This is a genomic window from Rhodococcus sp. ARC_M12 (genome assembly GCF_022810385.1).
GTDB classification, from domain to species: domain Bacteria; phylum Actinomycetota; class Actinomycetes; order Mycobacteriales; family Mycobacteriaceae; genus Rhodococcoides; species Rhodococcoides navarretei.
This window is the reverse complement of the sequence record NZ_JALGQI010000005.1, coordinates 19,037-38,084: the sequence shown is the minus strand read 5'-3', so window position 1 is coordinate 38,084 and position 19,048 is coordinate 19,037. Positions and strand designations below refer to the sequence as shown.

At 64.6% G+C, this 19,048-nt stretch carries 17 protein-coding genes; 8 read left to right on the top strand and 9 right to left on the bottom strand.

Annotated features, from left to right (window positions below):
- Nucleotides 1–42 precede the first annotated feature (42 nt).
- The gene (locus tag MTX35_RS08080) at nucleotides 43–372 is read left to right on the top strand and encodes a helix-turn-helix domain-containing protein (RefSeq protein ID WP_243594485.1); all 330 of its coding nucleotides are present in this window, start codon (nucleotides 43–45) and stop codon (nucleotides 370–372) included.
- 43 nt (nucleotides 373–415) lie between these two features.
- On the opposite strand, the gene MTX35_RS08075 is transcribed toward MTX35_RS08080, so the two are convergent.
- The gene (locus MTX35_RS08075; protein ID WP_243594484.1) at nucleotides 416–2,281 is read right to left on the bottom strand and encodes a BCCT family transporter; all 1,866 of its coding nucleotides are present in this window, start codon (nucleotides 2,279–2,281) and stop codon (nucleotides 416–418) included.
- Between the two features lie 288 nt (nucleotides 2,282–2,569).
- Between MTX35_RS08075 and MTX35_RS08070 the strand changes: the two genes are divergently transcribed.
- Nucleotides 2,570–3,484 carry a serine/threonine-protein kinase gene (locus tag MTX35_RS08070; protein ID WP_243594483.1) on the top strand — a complete coding sequence of 305 codons (915 nt, stop codon included), beginning with the start codon at nucleotides 2,570–2,572 and terminating at the stop codon, nucleotides 3,482–3,484.
- A gap of 37 nt (nucleotides 3,485–3,521) precedes the next feature.
- Here the strand turns inward: MTX35_RS08070 and MTX35_RS08065 are convergent, their stop codons facing one another.
- Nucleotides 3,522–5,003, bottom strand: coding sequence for an amino acid permease (locus MTX35_RS08065; RefSeq protein WP_243594482.1), 1,482 nt, complete (start codon nucleotides 5,001–5,003; stop codon nucleotides 3,522–3,524).
- A gap of 405 nt (nucleotides 5,004–5,408) precedes the next feature.
- Between MTX35_RS08065 and groL the strand changes: the two genes are divergently transcribed.
- The gene (gene groL / locus MTX35_RS08060) at nucleotides 5,409–7,034 is read left to right on the top strand and encodes a chaperonin GroEL (protein ID WP_243594481.1); all 1,626 of its coding nucleotides are present in this window, start codon (nucleotides 5,409–5,411) and stop codon (nucleotides 7,032–7,034) included.
- 128 nt (nucleotides 7,035–7,162) lie between these two features.
- Here the strand turns inward: groL and MTX35_RS08055 are convergent, their stop codons facing one another.
- On the bottom strand, nucleotides 7,163–7,516 hold the full coding sequence (locus MTX35_RS08055) for a VOC family protein (RefSeq protein WP_243594480.1): 354 nt from the start codon (nucleotides 7,514–7,516) through the stop codon (nucleotides 7,163–7,165).
- 121 nt (nucleotides 7,517–7,637) lie between these two features.
- Here MTX35_RS08055 and MTX35_RS08050 point away from each other — a divergent pair, with 121 nt between their 5' ends.
- Both MTX35_RS08050 and MTX35_RS08045 read left to right on the top strand, forming a co-directional pair.
- A complete protein-coding gene (locus MTX35_RS08050) occupies nucleotides 7,638–8,426 on the top strand; it encodes an RsiV family protein (RefSeq protein WP_243594479.1) in 789 nt (262 codons plus the stop codon).
- Between the two features lie 40 nt (nucleotides 8,427–8,466).
- A complete protein-coding gene (locus tag MTX35_RS08045) occupies nucleotides 8,467–9,369 on the top strand; it encodes an alpha/beta fold hydrolase (protein WP_243594478.1) in 903 nt (300 codons plus the stop codon).
- On the opposite strand, the gene MTX35_RS08040 is transcribed toward MTX35_RS08045, so the two are convergent.
- From MTX35_RS08040 to MTX35_RS08025, 4 genes are read right to left on the bottom strand one after another with little or no spacing between them, the layout of a single operon-like run.
- A complete protein-coding gene (locus MTX35_RS08040) occupies nucleotides 9,366–9,689 on the bottom strand; it encodes a putative quinol monooxygenase (RefSeq protein WP_243594477.1) in 324 nt (107 codons plus the stop codon). The genes MTX35_RS08045 and MTX35_RS08040 overlap by 4 nt on opposite strands.
- A gap of 46 nt (nucleotides 9,690–9,735) precedes the next feature.
- Nucleotides 9,736–10,761: an NAD(P)-dependent alcohol dehydrogenase gene (locus MTX35_RS08035; RefSeq protein ID WP_243594690.1), complete on the bottom strand. Its 1,026-nt coding sequence runs from the start codon at nucleotides 10,759–10,761 to the stop codon at nucleotides 9,736–9,738.
- Nucleotides 10,762–10,766: 5 nt separating this feature from the next.
- Entirely contained in the window at nucleotides 10,767–11,546 is a 780-nt protein-coding gene (locus MTX35_RS08030) for an iron-sulfur cluster assembly protein (RefSeq protein ID WP_243594476.1), read from the bottom strand.
- Between the two features lies 1 nt (nucleotide 11,547).
- A complete protein-coding gene (locus MTX35_RS08025) occupies nucleotides 11,548–12,591 on the bottom strand; it encodes an amidohydrolase family protein (RefSeq protein ID WP_243594475.1) in 1,044 nt (347 codons plus the stop codon).
- Between the two features lie 155 nt (nucleotides 12,592–12,746).
- Between MTX35_RS08025 and MTX35_RS08020 the strand changes: the two genes are divergently transcribed.
- Both MTX35_RS08020 and ligD read left to right on the top strand, forming a co-directional pair.
- Nucleotides 12,747–14,207, top strand: a complete 1,461-nt coding sequence (locus MTX35_RS08020; RefSeq protein ID WP_243594474.1) for a helix-turn-helix domain-containing protein — start codon at nucleotides 12,747–12,749, stop codon at nucleotides 14,205–14,207.
- Between the two features lie 34 nt (nucleotides 14,208–14,241).
- The gene (ligD, locus tag MTX35_RS08015; RefSeq protein WP_243594473.1) at nucleotides 14,242–15,195 is read left to right on the top strand and encodes a non-homologous end-joining DNA ligase; all 954 of its coding nucleotides are present in this window, start codon (nucleotides 14,242–14,244) and stop codon (nucleotides 15,193–15,195) included.
- A gap of 67 nt (nucleotides 15,196–15,262) precedes the next feature.
- Here the strand turns inward: ligD and argG are convergent, their stop codons facing one another.
- Complete coding sequence (gene argG / locus MTX35_RS08010) at nucleotides 15,263–16,678, bottom strand: argininosuccinate synthase (RefSeq protein ID WP_243594472.1); 1,416 nt, start codon at nucleotides 16,676–16,678, stop codon at nucleotides 15,263–15,265.
- A gap of 123 nt (nucleotides 16,679–16,801) precedes the next feature.
- Nucleotides 16,802–17,509 (bottom strand): FadR/GntR family transcriptional regulator, encoded by a 708-nt coding sequence (locus MTX35_RS08005; protein WP_243594471.1) that lies wholly within the window; start codon nucleotides 17,507–17,509, stop codon nucleotides 16,802–16,804.
- A gap of 99 nt (nucleotides 17,510–17,608) precedes the next feature.
- On the opposite strand from MTX35_RS08005, the gene aspA reads away from it, so the two are divergent.
- Complete coding sequence (gene aspA, locus MTX35_RS08000; RefSeq protein ID WP_243594470.1) at nucleotides 17,609–19,048, top strand: aspartate ammonia-lyase; 1,440 nt, start codon at nucleotides 17,609–17,611, stop codon at nucleotides 19,046–19,048.

The following is a 19,048-nucleotide window of genomic DNA, read 5'->3' as shown; positions in this document are numbered from 1 at the left end:
AAGCAGCAAGGCGGACTGTAGCACCCTCGGTAAGGTGGAGCCATGGCAGTCAACGGAGAGCCTCACCCACCGCGTGCCTGCGACGGAGCGCTGGCCAAAGCCTTCGGCTTTCTCGGCAAGAGGTGGAACGGAATTCTTCTTGCGACGCTGATGAACGGACCGATGGGGTTCTCCGACCTGCGCCGTGCCGTCGGTGGCATCAGTGACTCGGTGTTGTCGGAACGTCTCGGAGAACTCGGGAAAGCAGGCCTGGTGGCGCGCACCGTCGGCGACGGGCCGCCGATCTCCGTGGAGTACAGCCTGACGCCGGCCGGTGAGGCGCTGCTGCCGTCACTGCGCGCGCTCACGGAATGGGCTTCGAACAACCTCTGACCCCCGCGAGAGATTCGCGAGGGCCAGAAGTGGTCGAGTCGGATCAGCTGGAGTGGTTGTTCTGGTTGTGTCCTTCGGCGGAGTCCGCGAACTCCTGAGTGTCGAAGACCTCGCCGCCCAAGGGATCGACCGGAGCATTGTCGCCGGAGTACTCCACTGCGCCCGTCTCCGGATGAATCTCGAGTTGCTCGGTGGGCACCTCGTGCACCGCGAGTACGACGCTTCCGTCGGTGAGCGGGGGTGTAAGCCCCGATTTGGACGGTGTCAGACCGGAGAACGTCGACGAAATCCCGGCGGTTGCCCGCTTGCGCTCAGCCTGGGGCGTCGGTGCCTCGGGCTGGTCCTCCGTGACGTCCGGCGTCGCGGTCACTCGTAGATAACGCGGGGTCGTAGCGACGTCGTAGCGGAACGCCTTGAGCATCGACACACACGCCAGCACCAGCACGATCGAGAACGGCACCGCTGTCGCGATCGACATCGTCTGCAACGCAGTCAGAGAACTGGTTCCACCGACCAGGAGCAAGACGGCTGCCGCCACGCCCTGAAGAACGGCCCAGTAGACGCGCGTGATCTTCGGGGTTTCCAGCTCGCCGCCGGTCGCGAGGATGTCGATAACCAGCGATCCCGAGTCCGAGGACGTCACGAAGAAGAACACGATCACCGCGATGGCGATGACGCTGGTGAGGACGGCGATGGGCAGGCCATCGAGTACCTGGAACAGGCTGGTGTTGTTGTTCACCGCTCCTTCGGCGTCGAGCAGATCGCCGTCGTTGCGCTGACGCAGGATGCCGGTGTCGCCGAAGATGGTGAACCACAGCGATCCCACGATGGTCGGTGCCAGCAGCACGCCGAATACGAATTCACGGATGGTGCGTCCACGCGAGATGCGTGCGATGAACATGCCGACGAACGGTGCCCAGCTCATCCACCAACCCCAGTAGAAGATGGTCCACCCGCCGGCCCATCCGTCGTCGGAGAAGGGGGAGGTGCGCAGGGACAGCTCGGGCAGGGCTTGAACGTAGCCGCCGAGGTTCTGAACCCAGGACTGCATCAGGAACAGCGTCGGACCGAGGAGCAGCACGAACAGCGCGAGCGAGGCCGCCAGTCCCATGTTGATGTTCGAGAGCCACTTGAGTCCCTTGGACACGCCACTGACCACGGAGAAGGTGGCGATGCCGGTGATCACTGCGATGAGCACGATCACGAACAGGTTGGTGGTCTCGACCCAGCCCAGGAACTCGAGACCCGCGGAGATCTGTTGGACGCCGAATCCGAGTGAGGTCGCAACACCGAACAGGGTGCCCACGATCGCGACGGTGTCGATGGTGTGACCGATCGGGCCCTCGATGCGCTTGCGGCCGAGTAACGGTTCGAGCAGCCAGCGGACGGTCAGCGGGCGCCCCTTGCGGTACGTCATGTACGCCATGCCGAGGCCGACTACGACGTAGATCGCCCAGGCGTGCAGGCCCCAGTGGAACAGCGTGAGCTCCATGGCCTGGCGCGCAGCCGGGTCGGTGCTGCCGGGGAGGCCACCGGCCTCGGGGGGCGTCACGTAGTGCGAGAGCGGCTCGGCAACGCCGTAGAACACCAGGCCGATGCCCATGCCCGCGGAGAACAGCATGGCGAACCACGAGAGGACGCCGAACTCGGGCTTCTCGTCGTCGCGGCCGAGGCGGATGTTGCCGACTCGGCTCAATCCGCAGTACAGGGCGAACAGCACGAAACCGGTCGCGGCGAGGATGTACCACCAGCCGACGCCTGCCGTGATGGCCTTGTTGAGCTTGTCGAACGAATCTGCCGCCGTGCTCGCGTAGATCACGGAGAAGGCGATCATGACGAAGATGATGATCGATGCTGGGATGAAGACCGGCTTGAGCAGGCCTCCCCAGGCTTCCTTTATTGCTTTCACTTACTTGACTTCCTTACAACTCGAGTCACCGCAATCGGCTGACCACTATCGGTTTGCCGTTCTTCTTCTCTTGTTTCGGTCAAGTACCGGCTATCACCATAAACGACATCGGCGCTGGTGGCGAAACTCGTGAGGGCTGCCGAACTGGGAAACAGGCATGCGTGCGGTTTCCGTCGAGTCGCCCCGAGCAGCCGAACGGACTACAGTTCTGCCGATGCTGCGGACGTGTCCGGTTGTATCACCCCTTGCATTTCGCGGCGTGAACAATGCTGTGCAGCAGGTCATTCGGTGACCAGTCGAGTGCAGTCGGGTTCGGAGTTCGCGGGTTTTCGGATTCAGCGACGTCTCGGGGTCGGCGGTATGAGCGAGGTGTACCTGGTTCTCGGGCGCGGCCACGATCGGCTAGAGGCTCTCAAGATTCTGGACCGGCACGCGTCGCGATCCCCGAGGCTGCGCAACAAGTTTCGGATGGAAGCGGCCGTCGCCGCACGGCTGGTGCACCCGAACATCGTGTCGGTGCACGAACACGGTGAGTTCGAGCACCGGCTGTGGATGTCCATGCACTACGTGGACGGCTACAGCGCCGCGCGGCTCGTTGCCCGCGGACAGATCGCACTCGACGTCTCCCGGGTGGCGCGCATCGTCGCCGAGGTGGCCAAGGGACTCGACTACGCCCACTCGCAGGGCGTCGTGCATCGGGACGTCAAGCCGGCGAACATTCTCATCTCCACCGAGCGATTCGACGGCTACGAGCAGGTGTTGTTGTCCGACTGGGGAATTGCACGCCTGCTGGGTGATTCGACTCCGCTCGCTGCGGGTGGGACGGTGATGGCATCCATCCCGTATGCGGCACCGGAGCTGCTCCGTGGGGGAGTGCCGAGTGCGCAGACCGACGTCTACGGACTGGGGGCGACGCTCGTCGAACTGGCGACCGGCCGGACGCCGTATCCACTGGCCACGCCGTTGGCCATCACTGCTGCACATCTCACTTCCGAGCCGCCGTCGGTGACGCGTCGTCGACGCTCGTTGCCGCGGGGGCTCGACGCGGTGGTCGCGAGGGCGTTGGCGAAGGATCCGTCGGATCGCTTCCGAACCTGCGCCGAGCTCAGCGACGCGGTGGCGGCGGCAGTGACAGCCGGAGTTCCGGAACCGCCGCCGCGACGGTCGCCGTTCACTCGCTCTCGTTGGCTGAAATCCACGTGACAGGGCCCGTGCCTGCGAGCCCCGCCACGCGAGATCGCTACTCCTCCGGTTCGGTCGGGCGATTGGCCACAACCGGGTATTGGCCGGTGTACCCGAGTCGTTCCTCGGCGACGGTGAGCACCTTGGTGCGCACCAGGAACCAGCCACCGATCAGTGCCGGGACGATGACGACCAGGGTGGCGATGGTCCACGAGCCGATCGGGGCGTCGAAGGCCATCAGCACCAGCACGCCGAACAGGAACACCAGCGTCGCGTAGCTGGTGTACGGCGCCCCGAAGAGGCGGAACTTGGGCCGCTCCACGATGCCCTTCTTCGACCAACGGAACAACTGGATCTGGCACAGCACGATGGTGGCCCAGCTGGCGATGATGCCCAGTGCGGACATGTTCAACACGATCTCGAACGCCTCGCCAGGGGCGACGGCGTTGAGCGCCACACCGAACAGTGTGATGAAACAGGTGAGCAGGATGCCGCCGAACGGAACTCCGCCCTTGGTCATCTTCTTGGTGAACTCCGGCGCGCTGCCGTTCATCGCCATCGACCGCAGGATGCGGCCCGTCGAGTACAGCCCGGCATTGAGGCTGGACAGGGCCGCCGTGAGCACGACGATGTTCATGATGGTGCCCGCGCCGCCGAGGCCGATGCTCGAGAAGAACGTGACGAACGGCGAGGTGCCGGACTGGTACGCGGTGTACGGCATCAGCAGGGCGAGCAGCACCAGCGAACCGACGTAGAACAGTGCGATACGGGCGATGACCGAGTTGATCGCCCGCGGCATGATCTTCTCCGGGTTCTCGGTCTCGCCGGCGGCCGTACCGACCAATTCGACTGCGGCATAGGCGAACACGACGCCGGAGATGACGATGACCAGCGGCCACGCACCCGATGGGAACAGGCCGCCGTTGTCGGTGATGAGACTGATGCCCGGCATCTGGGTACCGACGGGGATGCGACCCGCGAGGAACACCACGCCCACGATCAGGAACGTCACCAACGCGATGACCTTGATGATTGCTGCCCAGAATTCCATCTCACCGAACCACTTGACCGAGACGAGGTTCAGACTCATGACGATGACCAGCGCGATCAAGGCGATGACCCACTGTGGAATCACCTCGAAGCTGCCCCAGTAATGCATGTACGTCGCGATGGCAGTGACGTCCACGATGGCCGTCATCGCCCAGTTCAAGAAGTACATCCAGCCCGCGACGAACGCTGCCTTCTCGCCGAAGAACTCGCGCGCGTACGAGACGAAGCTGCCCGAGGACGGGCGATGCAGCACCAGCTCGCCGAGTGCGCGCAGGATGAAGAAGACGAAGATGCCGCAGAGGGCATAGGCGAGGAAGAGGCCGGGCCCGGCGCTGGCGAGGCGTCCACCTGCGCCGAGGAACAGGCCGGTGCCGATCGCACCGCCGATCGCGATCATCTGCAACTGCCGAGGTTTGAGGCCCTTGTGATAGCCCTCTTCCTCGTGGTCCATCGCCGAGTTGTCGTACGAGGTGTCGACCGTATCGGACATGTTTCGATCCTTGCTGTCGGATTTGTGGGGTTTCGTCCGAATTTTTTGACGTCGAAGCTGTTGTTGCTCAACGGTATTGGTGTCGAGGGTTCGATGCACTGCATTCGGATGTCAACAATGCGTACGGGTGTGAACAGTGCGTCACGAACGACGGCTCGACCGAGCATCCGCTCGCGACTTTCGCCGCGCGGTGGCGTCGGGCATGGGGGTGCGGCGGTTCGCCGATGGCGGACGACCTTGCACTCGCCATGGGCGAGTGCTAGAAATGCAGTTGGCACTCTCGACACGTGAGTGCCAGGTCGGGACACGGTGAGGCCGGGGAATCAACGACACCCCTGGTCGTCCGTCGCGGGCACCGAGCTCGGCCAGCAATGTGTCACCCCCAATCCGGAGGATCACTTCGCAATGGCCAAGATCATCGCGTTCGACGAAGAGGCACGCCGTGGCCTCGAGCGAGGCCTCAATGCCCTCGCCGACGCAGTAAAGGTGACGTTGGGCCCCAAGGGTCGCAACGTCGTACTCGAGAAGAAGTGGGGAGCTCCCACGATCACCAACGATGGTGTTTCCATCGCCAAGGAGATCGAGCTCGAAGATCCCTACGAGAAGATCGGTGCCGAGCTCGTCAAGGAGGTCGCCAAGAAGACCGACGACGTCGCAGGCGACGGCACCACCACCGCCACCGTTCTCGCCCAGGCACTCGTCCGTGAAGGCCTGCGCAACGTCGCAGCCGGCGCGAACCCGCTCGGCCTCAAGCGCGGCATCGAGAAGGCTGTTGCAGCCGTCACCGAGTCGCTGCTCGCGTCCGCCAAGGAGATCGACACCAAGGAGCAGATCGCTGCTACCGCTGGCATCTCCGCAGGCGACCCGTCCATCGGCGAGCTCATCGCCGAGGCAATGGACAAGGTCGGCAAGGAAGGCGTCATCACGGTCGAGGAGTCCAACACCTTCGGCCTGCAGCTCGAGCTCACCGAGGGCATGCGCTTCGACAAGGGCTACATCTCGGCGTACTTCGCCACCGATGCAGAGCGCCAGGAAGCCGTCCTCGAAGACGCGTACATCCTGCTCGTCAGCTCCAAGATCAGCACCGTCAAGGACCTGCTGCCGCTGCTGGAGAAGGTCATCCAGTCCGGTAAGCCGCTCGTCATCATCGCCGAGGACGTCGAGGGCGAAGCTCTCTCCACCCTCGTGGTGAACAAGATCCGTGGCACCTTCAAGTCCGTCGCCGTCAAGGCTCCCGGATTCGGTGACCGTCGCAAGGCGCAGCTCGCCGACATCGCCATCCTCACCGGTGGCGAGGTCATCAGCGAAGAGGTCGGCCTCTCCTTGGAGACCGCCGGACTCGAGCTGCTCGGTCAGGCACGCAAGGTCGTCATCACCAAGGACGAGACCACCATCGTCGAGGGCTCGGGAGATTCCGACGCCATCGCCGGTCGCGTCAACCAGATCCGCGCCGAGATCGAGAACTCCGATTCCGACTACGACCGCGAGAAGCTGCAGGAGCGCCTGGCCAAGCTGGCCGGCGGCGTTGCAGTCATCAAGGCCGGAGCGGCAACCGAGGTCGAGCTCAAGGAGCGCAAGCACCGCATCGAAGATGCCGTGCGTAACGCCAAGGCAGCCGTCGAAGAAGGCATCGTCGCCGGTGGCGGCGTGGCACTGCTCCAGGCTGCGCCCGCACTCGACAACCTCAAGCTCGACGGTGACGAGGCAACCGGCGTGAACATCGTTCGCGTCGCGCTGTCCGCCCCGCTCAAGCAGATCGCATTCAACGCAGGCCTCGAGCCCGGCGTCGTTGCGGACAAGGTTGCCAACCTGCCCGCCGGTCACGGCCTCAACGCCGCGACCAACGAGTACGAGGACCTGCTCGCTGCAGGCATCAACGACCCGGTCAAGGTCACCCGCTCGGCACTGCAGAACGCAGCGTCCATCGCGGCTCTGTTCCTCACCACCGAGGCCGTCGTCGCCGACAAGCCCGAGAAGGCCGGAGCGCCCGCCGGCGATCCGACCGGTGGCATGGGCGGCATGGACTTCTGAGTCCAGCCCCTACGCTGAAAAAGCCCGACTCCCTTTCGAGGGGGTCGGGCTTTTTCGTGCTGCGGGGCTTCGAATCGGGTGCAATGAGCCGCGCTCAGCGCGGTCAGCTGCACCCGATTCCGAAGCAGTCAGTCCCGGTGATACGCGATGTTGATGACGTTGCCGTCGGGAGCGCGAACGAAGAAGCGGCGTACGCCCCACGGCTCGGTGGTCAACGGATACACGATCTCGTAGCCGAGCTTCTGCGCTTCGGCGTACGCGCCCTCGACATCGTCGGTGTGCACCGACATCACAGAATCCTCCGGTGCGCTCTCGTCGCGGGTAACCAGCTGAACGCTGACCGGGCGATCGGGCGACGTCAGCCGCGCAACCCACCCCATATCGAACTCCTCCGAACGCAGACCGAGAAACTCGGAGTAGAACGACTTGGCCGCGTCCACGTTCGGCACGCGCAGATTGGTGATGATGCCCCTCGTTCTCATCGAACTCCCTTCGAAACGTGGCCGGTCGACACGAACCTGACTTTTCGACGCTAGCTGCGGAGTCGGTATTCCGCAGCCAGTTCCTATTGAGTGAGGCGCCGCGCAGTGGTTAGGGTCGGTCATGACTCGTATTCGCTCGTTGGCCGCCGTATTGGCCGTGACAGCGGCCCTAGCGGGTTGTTCCAACTCTGGAACCGCCACGCCCGCGTCCGCACCGACGACTACCGATGTCACAGTCACCACTCAGCGCGCCGAGCCGACGAGTACAACTCCGCCCACTACCTCCAATGCCACCGAGTCGTACGTCGTCGGCAGCACTCGGGTCACCGGATCCACGCAATATGCAACCTACGATGTCGCCATTCCGCAGCTCAGTGGTGGGGATCCCGCCGTGACGGCGGAGTTCAACGAGTCGATGCGCGCTGCGCTGCAAGATCAGATCGACCGCGACTACGGATACGACTTCGCTCTCAGCGACGGCTACTCGACAGGTGCGACCTACGTCGGCCGGCGCGTGATCAGTGCCGAACAGATCACCGATTGGATCGCCGTGCCGCCTGGAGCGCACGGTAATTCACTGCTTGCGACCGTCACGATCGACGCCGACACCGCGCAACCGATCTCCCTCGGCGATGCCTTCACCGATCTCGACGCAGGCCTTGCCCGGTTGTCGGATCAAGCAGCGAAGATCCTTCCGACCACCAGGGCAGGCGAGAGCTTCGAGCGCTCGGGAATCGAGCCGACGGTAGCCAACTTCGGCAACTGGACGGCATCACCGGAGGGGATGAACATTCACTTCGGTGACTACCAGGCGGGGGCCTATGGCATCGGCCTCATCACGATCACAGTCCCGTGGACCGACCTGTCCGATGTCCTCGCTCCCGGCATGCGGGACGTGCTGAGCAGTTGACCGTCGGCGCAGTCCGCCATCGCAATGCGAGCATGGACCCATGATGATTCGCGCAGGGGTGCTGGACATCGCCTTCGACCGCTTCGGTGATCCGTCCGGCCGCGCAGTGGTGCTGCTGCACGGGTTTCCTTACGACACCAGGTCCTACGACGACGTCGCCAGGCTGCTCGCCGAATCCGGTCACGACGTGGTGGTGCCGTACCTACGCGGCTTCGGACCGACCCGGTTCGACGACGCCGACACGATGCGCTCCGGTGAGCAGGCCGCAATCGGCCACGATCTCCGCGAGCTGATCATCGCGCTGGACCTGAACAAGCCCATCGTCGCCGGCTACGACTGGGGTGGGCGAGCTGCCTGCGTCGTCGCCGCGGTGTGGCCGGAGTTGGTATCCGGTCTAGTGAGCGTGTCCGGGTACCTCGTACAGGACATCGACGCGGCGGTATCCACGCCGGTGCTGCCACACCTCGAGAAGCGGTACTGGTACCAGTACTACCTGCACTCCGAGCGAGGCCGGGCCGGGCTGGCGGCCTACCGCGCAGAGATCGCACAGACTCTGTGGACGGATTGGTCGCCCACCTGGCGGTTCGGTGACTCCGAGTTCGCGGCCACCGCACCCTCGTTCGACAACTCCGACTTCGTGGACGTGTCCGTGCACTCCTACCGGCACCGATACGGCATCGAGCCCGGGGAACCGGCCTATGCAGCAACGCAGGAGTTGCTGACACAGCAGCCGAGGATCACGGTGCCCACGGTCGTGATCGATCCGACCGAGGACACCGTCGCCTCGCTGTACGGCAGCCCGGACCACACGGCGCACTTCACCGACCTGATCGACGTTCGTCAGGTCGATTGCGGCCACAACCCGCCTCAGGAGTTGCCTGGACAGTTCGCCGACGCGATCGTGACTCTGGGGCAGGTGGTCCGGGATCGCGACTCGAACTAGTCGACCGCGAGCTCGCCCAGTTCGTTCCAGTCGGTGCCGTCCACCTCTTGGCTGATGATCTTCGGTGTCTCCTGCAGGTATGGCGGGAGGTCCTTCTGGGCTTGCTTGAAGTGATCCGAATTCACATGGGCGGCACCGGCATCGGGATCCTTGAATGCCTCCACCAGGACGTACTCGGTGGGGTCGTCGAGGGTGCGCGACCAGAAGTACCAGAGGCATCCCTCCTCGGCCTGGCATGCCTCGGTGAAGTCGCGTGAGATCTCGGGCCAGTTGTCGGCGTACTCGGGCTTGACCTTGAACTTGGCGGTGATGAAGATCAACGTTGCTCCTCGTTGTTGGGGTTGTGTCGGTGGTTACTACCCGATTTCAGGGTACGAGAATCGCGCGGCCGCGAACCCGTCCGTTGTCGAGGTCGTCGATGGCACTCTGAAAGTCGTCCAGTGCGTAGGTCTGCGTATGCAGGTTCACGGCACCGCGCGCGGCGAGAGACATCAGATCGCACAGGTCGTTGTAGGACCCGACGAGGTTGCCGACGATGTTCTTCTCCGCCGACACCAGGTCGATGGTCGGCACGTCGACGTTCTCGCCGTAGCCGATCACCTGATAGTCACCGGCCCGTCTGGTCATCGCCAATCCCTCTGCGGTGGAGCCATTTTCGCCGACGAAGTCGAGTACCACCTCGGCGCCGAATCCGCCGGTGAGTTCCATGACCTGATCGACCTGGGTACCGTCGGCGACCACCGCGTGATCTGCGCCCAGGGTGAGCGCCAGCTTCACGGCATCGGCGTTGCGGTCGATGACGATCAACTCGGCCGGGGACAGCGCCTCGAGTACCTGAATACCGATGTGGCCCAGGCCGCCTGCTCCGATGACGACGCACTTGTCGCGTGGAGTCAGACGCCTGGCCGCCTTCGCCGCCGCGTGATACGCCGTCAGACCGGCATCGGCCAGCGCGGCCACGGCGGACGGTTCGAGTGAATCGTCGATCTTGACGACGGTTCTGGCGTTGGTCCGAAGGTAGTCCGCGTATCCACCGTTGGTGTCGATGCCGGGGAAATCGCTCGTCTCGCAATGGACGTCGTCTCCGGATCGACACGCCCGGCACAGTCCGCACGTGACCAACGGATGCAGTATCACCTTGTCGCCCTCTCGGACGTTGGTGACGGCGGAGCCGACCGCGTGGACCCATCCGGCGTTCTCGTGCCCGATCGTGTACGGCAGTGTGACGCCGGACTTCTCGGCCCATTGGCCTTCGAGGATGTGCAGATCGGTGCGGCACACTCCTGCGCCGCCGATCTTGACGATGACGTCGAGTGGGCCCTGTACTTCAGGAATCGGAACCTCGGTCATCTCCAGATTCTTGTGGTACCCGACCACCTGGACTGCGCGCATCGTGCTCATCGTGACTGCTCCTGTGTAGTGCTGTGCTGGACGGTGAGAGTGGTGAGAGGGATGAACGCGCCTTCCACGCGCGGAACTTGCTGCTCCTCCGACCCCGGGTAGCGGGTCTGCAGCAATCCGCGGCAGAAGTGCGCGTTGCCGTCGATCGAGACGCGGGTGGCGCGGGCGCGCCGCATCACCATCGTCAGGTCACCGGTGTGCGGCCGACCCGCATGGTCGACCAGTGCCGGAGCGGCCGGGTCGACCCTCAGGCCGAGTGCCTCGCGGCGACTGAGCAGGGCGGTCGAGGTGCGATCATCCGGAAGGTCTCCGAGAACAACTGCGGCCAAGTCGTTCTCGGTCGAGTCGGGATTGACGCGCAACCATGCCATGAGCGACCGTTCCATCGCCGCCACATACGCCTTGCGGCGGAACGTCGCGCGTAATTCCTCGAGATCCTCTTCGGCCTCGTGCCCGAAAGTGCCCCGGTAGCCGGCGTCGGCCGCGAGGCCGGCGTTGATCTTGTCCGAGTCGTGGTGATCGTCGAGTTCGACCAGCACCCGCTCGGTCCACGGCAACGCCGTCAGCACATCCTTGGAGTCTCCCGCCATCAGATACGCGAAGTTCGGCGAACAGAACGACGTCGGCAGTCGAAGATGAACGTGCACTGTCCCGTCGTCGACCTGGAGAGATCGCACGAACCCGAGATCAGTGATGGGCTCGTCCAATTCGGGATCCAGGACGACGCCGAGGGCGGCGTACGCCTCGTCCTTCCTGGTAGTCGTAGCGGTCGTCATCTCACACCGCCGCGAGGTCGGCGCGTTCGGGTTGACGCGGCCCGGTCTCGGTCTCGTCGGCGTCGGGCAGCTGCAGTTCTGCCGGCACCGGGATGTCGTAGAGCTTGGCGGCGTTGAGTCCGAGCACCTTCTTCTTCTGCTCGAGCGTGATGGGTGCGTATTCGTCGAGGGACTCGTGGATCTGGAAGTCGACGAACCCTTCGACCAGCCACTTGGGTGTCCACAGCGCGTAGTCGGAAGAGAAGAAGATGCGGTCCTCGCCGAGCCAGTACAGCAGTTCACCCATGATCTGACCGAAGTACTTCGGGCGCGTGTGCATGAACGGAATGGCAACGGCGAGGCCGGCATACACGTTGGGCTCCTGGGTGGCGATCCAGCAGAAGTCCTCGAGTCGAGGCAAGCCGCAGTGTTCGACGACGAAGTTCAGATCGGTGAAGTCGGTGGCCACATGGTCGACGTCCGCAACGTCGAACGCATCGCGATCGAGCGGACGGATGGTGGGCCCCTTGTGCACGTGGATGTTCTTGATGCCGACTTCGCGGCACACCTCGAGGTAGCGCCGCGTCCAGTCGTCGTCGAGCTTGTAGCCGCGGGAATCGCCGTGCCACTCGGCGGTGTACAGCTTGACGCCCTTCAGCCCGAAGCGCTCCGCGTCCGCGCGCAGTTGGTCGAGGCCGCGTTCGCCGTTGCGCGGGTCGAAGTGGTGGTTGTAGGTCAGCTTGTCCGGGTGAGCTGCCGCGAGTGCAGAGGCCTCCTCGGTCTGGCCGAAGCCGGTCTTGTAGAACTCGCCGAGGTGGGCGGGCTGGAAAATGGCGTGATCGACGTATCCGATCTCGAACAGGTCGTGCATCAACCGCTCGCCGCCCTGGTAGAGGTACTCGTCGTACGTCCACAGCTCGCTCTCGGGCGAAAGGTTGCGGTGGTAGTCGTAGAAGCAGTCGATGAACTGCTTGCCGTGGATGTTGCGCTGGTTCTGCTCCCGCGCATCCCACAGAGCGACGTGGGCGTCGACGATGAAGAAATTCTCGCCGTTCTTGGTGTACATGCGGTGTGCCTCCCGAGTGGTGCCATACGTGACGTGCGTCACGTCGTTGTGGGAACGACGGTAGGTCCGCACGGAGCCGCCGTGTCGGCTTCGGCGTCTCAATTCGAGACGCTGCACCGGCAATGATGGCGACTCGCGAATGTAACCTGGATCACATGGCAGATACCGGGGGTCTCTCGCGGGCCCGACTCCATTCGGAGCCCCTCGCTGCCGTCTCGCATCGACTCCTCGCGTCGTGGCACCGTAGCCAGCGGTACGGGGTGTCGCTCGACGAGGTTGCTCCGGTGTTCTCGGGAACCCACGACGACGAGTCCCTGTTCTACCGATGCGGCCGCGAGGTACTGAACGGGTTGCGTGACACGTTGGCGAACGAACCGGTGTCGATGATGCTCACCGATGCCGATGGTCTCGTGTTGGACCGCGTCAGCGCCGATCGCGAACTGCTGGCTGCGCTCGACCGCGTGCATCTGGCACCCGGCTTCTCGTATGCGGAGGACCAGGCCGGTACCAACGGCCTCGCGCTGGCGCTGGCGGATCAGGTGCCCGCGGTGGTGAGGGCGGACGAACACTATTCGCTCCCGCTCGCCGGGTACACGTGCGCGGCGGCACCGGTCCTCGATCCCCTCACCGGCCGAGTGGAGGGCTGCGTCAATCTGACCACCTGGTCGGAGTCGTCGTCGGATCTGCTTCTGGCCCTTGCACAGTCGGCTGCGGGGAACACCTCGGCGATGATGCTTGCGCGATCGCAGGGTCAGCATCCGCGGCGGGCCCCGCGCGGTGAGGTGTTCCGGGTCGAGACCGCGCACAGTGGGCCGGGATCGGGCATCCTCGACGATCTTTCCCCAGGTTGGCGTAGCGCACTCGGGTCTGCGGAAGCTGCTCTGGCCGAACATGGTTCGGTTCTCATGGTCGGTGAGCCAGGATCGGGCCGGGCCACCGTGCTCGCTCGCGCACTGCGCGCAGCACGCCCGCGCGGCCGCATCCTCAGTGCCGGAGCACCGGCCGCCTGGGACGTCGAGGCGTGGCTCGACCTCTGGACACCCGAGCTGCCGAAACCCGATACGGCAGTGATCATCCGGGATGTCGACAGGCTTCCCGCCCGTGCGGCCGATGCCCTCGCCGAACTGATCCGTCGCGCCGGCCACGGGGTACCCGTCACCGTCACGGCGTCGAACTACGACGACGTTCCGCCGGCACTCGCGGGACTGCTGCGCACCGTGGTCGAGGTACCACCGCTACGAAACAGGCCCGACGACATCGCCCCGCTCGCCCTGCATCTGGCCGGGCGGGTGCGCGGCCGACAGGTCACGCTCACCGCTGCTGCCGAGCGAGCGCTGCGGGAACATCCGTGGCCGGGCAACGTCGGCGAGTTGGCCACGGTGATGCACAAGGCGGCCGTCCGCGCCGACGTCATCGGAGTCCACCATCTGCCGCCCGAGGTGCTCTCGCGCACCAGTCATCGGCTCACCCGCATCGAGACCTTCGAGCGAGACGAGATGATCCGCGTGCTCTCCCGCCCCGGCATCACCATGAACGAGGCGGCCGAGGAACTTGGCATGAGCCGAGCGACGATCTACCGCAAGAGAGATCGATACGGCATCACGCTTCGTTCCTGAACAGCGACGTTCTTGATCGCATACCCTCGATCTCATGGCCAGTAGCTCACCATCGATCGAGATACCGGTGGGCGACCGCATCGTCCGCATCTCCAATCCCGATCGGGTGTATTTCCCCGAGAGCGGTGCCACCAAGCTGGATTTGGTGAACTACTACCTGAGCGTGGGCGACGGCATCGTGCGCGCACTGCGGGAACGTCCGTGCATGATGCACCGCTTTCCGAAGGGCCTCGCCGGTGACAAGGTGCACCAGAAGCGCGTGCCCAACGGCGCGCCGCCGTGGCTCGAGACCGTGCAGGTGACGTTTCCCCGCTACAACCGCACCGCGGACGAGCTGTGCGTGACGGAACTGGCGCACGTGGCCTGGGCGGTGCAGATGTCGACCGTCGAGTTTCATCCGTGGAACAGCCGCCGCGCCGACGTCGAGATGCCCGACGAGTGGCGCATCGACCTCGACCCGATGCCCGACTGCCCCTTCGACCGAGTACGACGCGTCGCCGGGGTGGTGCAGGAAGTCCTGGGAGATCTCGGTGCCGTCGGCTGGCCCAAGACATCGGGCGGTCATGGTCTGCACATCTACGTTCGGATCGACCCGGCCCACGGATTCAAGGACTTGCGAAGGGCCGCACTGGCTTTCGCGCGTGAAGTGGAGCGTCGCGCACCGGAGGACGTCACCACCACGTGGTGGCGCAAGGATCGTGATCCGGCGAAACTGTTCGTGGACTACAACCAGAATGCCCGTGATCACACCATCGCCAGCGCGTATTCGGTGCGGGGAAATCAGCAGGCGACGGTGTCGACGCCGATCTCCTGGGACGAGGTTGCCGACGTCGATCCGCGCGAGTTCACGATGTTCACGGTGCCGGCCAGATTTGCCGAATTGGGTGATCTGCACGCGGGCATCGACGATGCAGTGTTCGTCATCGACGAGTTACTCGAGTGGGCCGAACGAGACGAGCATGAGGGCTTGACGGAACATGAGGAGTAGCCGAACTCGAAGTTATGGACGGAAATCGGCGGAAATCCGTCCATAACTTCGAGTTCGGCAGCCAGCTTCAGTCGGTGCCGGACTCGATGGCGGCGTGGTCGAGTGCCGAGGAGTCCACCGCACTGCCGGGGCTGCTCGCGGCGATGGCGTCGGCTCCGCCTGCGGGCAGTTCGCCGATCAGGTCGCCCCAGGCGGTGAGCTGATTCTGGGCGGCGTACTGCTCGAGTTTGCTGCGTGAATCGGCGATGTCGAGATTGCGCATCGTCAACTGTCCGATGCGGTCGCCGGGGAAGAACGCCTGGCCCTGGCTGCGTTCCATCGACAGCTTCTCGGGGTGGTAGCTGAAGTTGCTGCCCTGGGTGTCGACGATCGTGAAGTCCTGGCCGCGGCGCAGACGCAGTGTCACGCTGCCGCTGACGACGTTGCCGACCCAGCGCTGCAGGCCCTCGCGCAGCATCAGTGCCTGCGGGTCGAACCAGCGTCCCTCGTACAGCAGGCGTCCGAGTCGTCGGCCCTCGTTGTGGTACGACGCGACAGTGTCCTCGTTGTGGACGGCGTTTACGAGTCGCTCGTAGGTGATGTGCAGCAGCGCCATGCCCGGGGCCTCGTAGATGCCGCGGCTCTTGGCTTCGATGATGCGGTTCTCGATCTGGTCGCTCATGCCGAGTCCGTGGCGTCCGCCGATGGAGTTGGCCTCCATGACGAGGTCGACGGCGCTGTCGAAGCTTTTGCCGTTGATGCGGACCGGGCGGCCGCGCTCGAACTCGACGGTGACTTCCTCGGCGGCGATCTCCACCTCGGGGTCCCAGAAGCGGACGCCCATGATGGGGTTGACGATCTCGAGGGACGTGTCGAGGTATTCGAGGCTCTTGGCCTCGTGCGTGGCACCCCAGATGTTGGCGTCGGTGGAGTACGCCTTCTCGGCCGAGTCACGGTAGGGGAGGGTGCGCTGGGTGAGCCACTGCGACATCTCGTGGCGGCCGCCGAGCTCGGCGACGAATGCCTCGTCCAGCCACGGCTTGTAGATCCGCAGCTCCGGATTGGCGAGCAGACCGTAGCGGTAGAACCGCTCGATGTCGTTGCCCTTGTAGGTCGATCCGTCGCCCCAGATCGAGACGCCGTCTTCCTGCATGGCGCGCACCAGCATCGTGCCGGTCACCGCACGACCGAGCGGAGTGGTGTTGAAGTACGTCTGCAGCGACGAGCGGATGTGGAACGCACCGCAGGTCAGTGCAGCCAAGCCCTCCTCGACGAGAGGTTCGCGGCAGTCGATGAGCCGCGCCTGCTCGGCCCCGTAGGCCAGGCCGCGCTCGGGCACATCGGACAGATCCGGCTCGTCGTACTGGCCGATGTCGGCGGTGTAGGCGTACGGGATCGCGCCGTGCTCGCGCATCCACGCGACCGCCACCGAGGTGTCGAGACCGCCGGAGAATGCAATGCCAATTCGTTCACCGACCGGGAGGGAGTTCAATACCTTCGTCACGGGGAGCAGCCTATCGGGGGTCGCTCCGCAGGCTCCACTCCCAGCCTAGTAGGGGTCGTTCCGCAGGCTCCACTCCCGGCCTAGTAGGGGTCGTTCCGCAGGCTCCACTCCGGCCTAGTAGTACTACTGATCCGGCCGATCGGCGAGCGACTCCACGGCATAGCGGACGGCATCGAGGTGCGCGGTCATGGCGCGTGCTGCCGCGTCGTACTCGCCGGATCGGATGCCGTCGACGATCGCGTCGTGTTCGACGTTGGATTGCTCCTGCCGGTGCGCGACGAGGTTGAGGGTCTCCGATTGCCGCGTCAACGCGTCGCGGATGTCGACGATGATCGACTCGAACACGCGGTTCTTGCTCGCGCGCGCGATGGCGGTGTGGAACTGCGCGTCCAGCAGTACCCAGGCCTCGTGGTCGTCCTCCGAGCGCATCTCGTCGGCCAGGCCGGCGAGCACCGTCAGCTCCTCTTCGGTCCGGCGCTCCGCAGCCCAACCGGCCGCGGGGATCTCCACGTGCGGGCGGGCCTCCATCAATTCACGGGCGGCGTAGTTGCCGATGTCGAGGTCGCTCCCGACCCGATCGCGGACGACAAAAGTACCCAGCCCCGTTTTGGTTTCGGTCAGTCCGAGGGCGTGGCAGGAGCGCAGCGCCTCGCGGATGACCGAACGGCTGACGCTGTGCCGGGTGGCCAGCGCGGCCTCGGACGGCAACTTCTGCCCGACGGGGAGATCGCCCGACGCGATAGCCGCGCGAAGGTCCGCGAACACGGCCTCGGCTGCGCTCATCCGGGCATTCGTGGGCGCGCTGACTGCCCAGCTGTCCGACAGGTTCATAGGGTGATCCTAGCGTGGGGTTGACCGACGAGGTGTTCTGCGCCACACTCTACCTGTCAGACAGCCGGACAGCTGGACACCCCCACCTAGGAGCGCACCGTGGTCGATACCCGCATCGAGAAGGATCTTCTCGGGGAACGTGACATCCCGTCGAGTGTGTATTGGGGGATCCACACCCTGCGCGCTCTCGAGAACTTCCCCATCACCGGGCGTCCGATCTCCACCAACGCGCACCTCGTTCGCGGACTCGCGGCCGTCAAGTGGGCTGCTGCGTCGGCCAATCAGGATCTCGGAATCCTCGACGCCACCCGCGGGGAAGCGATCCGCACGGCGTGCCAGGAAATTCTCGACGGCCAGTGGCACGAGGAGTTCGTCGTCGACGTCATTCAGGGCGGCGCTGGCACCTCGACCAACATGAACGCCAACGAGGTCATCGCGAACCGTGCTCTGGAAATCCTCGGGCACCCGCGCGGCGACTACAGCATGCTGCATCCCAACGAGCACGTGAACGCGTCGCAGTCCACCAACGACGTGTATCCGACGTCGGTGAACATCGCGACCATCTTCGCGGTCCACGAGCTCATCGCCTCGATGAAGGTGTTGCGAGATTCGTTCGGTCGCAAAGCAAGTGAGTTCGCCACAGTCGTCAAGATGGGTCGCACGCAGCTACAGGACGCGGTGCCGATGACCCTGGGCCAGGAGTTCGGCACCTACGCCATCATGATCGACGAGGACTGCTCGCGTCTCGAGGAAGCGGCGCTGCTGGTGCACGAGATCAACCTCGGAGCCACCGCGATCGGGACCGGTCTGAACGCACCCGCCGGATACACCGAATCGGCCGTCGCGCACCTGCGCACCATCACCGGTCTGCCGCTGGTGACCGCAACGGATCTGATCGAGGCAACCCAGGATGTGGGACAGTTCGTGCACCTGTCCGGTGTACTCAAGCGCGTCGCGGTGAAACTGTCGAAGATCTGCAACGACCTCCGGCTGCTGTCGTCCGGTCCGCGGGCAGGCTTCAACGAGATCAATCTGCCGCCGATGCAAGCGGGTTCGTCGATCATGCCCGGCAAGGTCAACCCCGTCATTCCCGAGGTACTCAATCAGGTTGCGTACGAGGTGATCGGCCACGACGTCACGATCACGATGGCGGCCGAGGCGGGGCAGTTGCAGCTCAACGCATTCGAGCCGATCATCGTCAAATCCCTGTCCGACGGCATGGCGCATCTGAGTGCCGCGTGCCGTACCGTCGCGCATCGTTGCGTGGACGGCATCACCGCCAATGTGGACCTATTGCGTGAGCGCGTCGAGAACTCCATCGGCCTGATCACCGCGCTGAGTCCGTATCTCGGATACGTGGAATCGACGGCCATTGCGCAGGAAGCGTTGGTCAGTGGCCGAAATGTGGTCGACCTCGTCCTCGAGAAGGGGCTGCTGGCCCGGGACGAGTTGGATCGACTCCTGAGTCCCGAGCACCTCGCGAACCTGCGTGTGGCCCCCGTCGAGCATGCAGATGCTCCCGAGACGTCGACGAGGTAA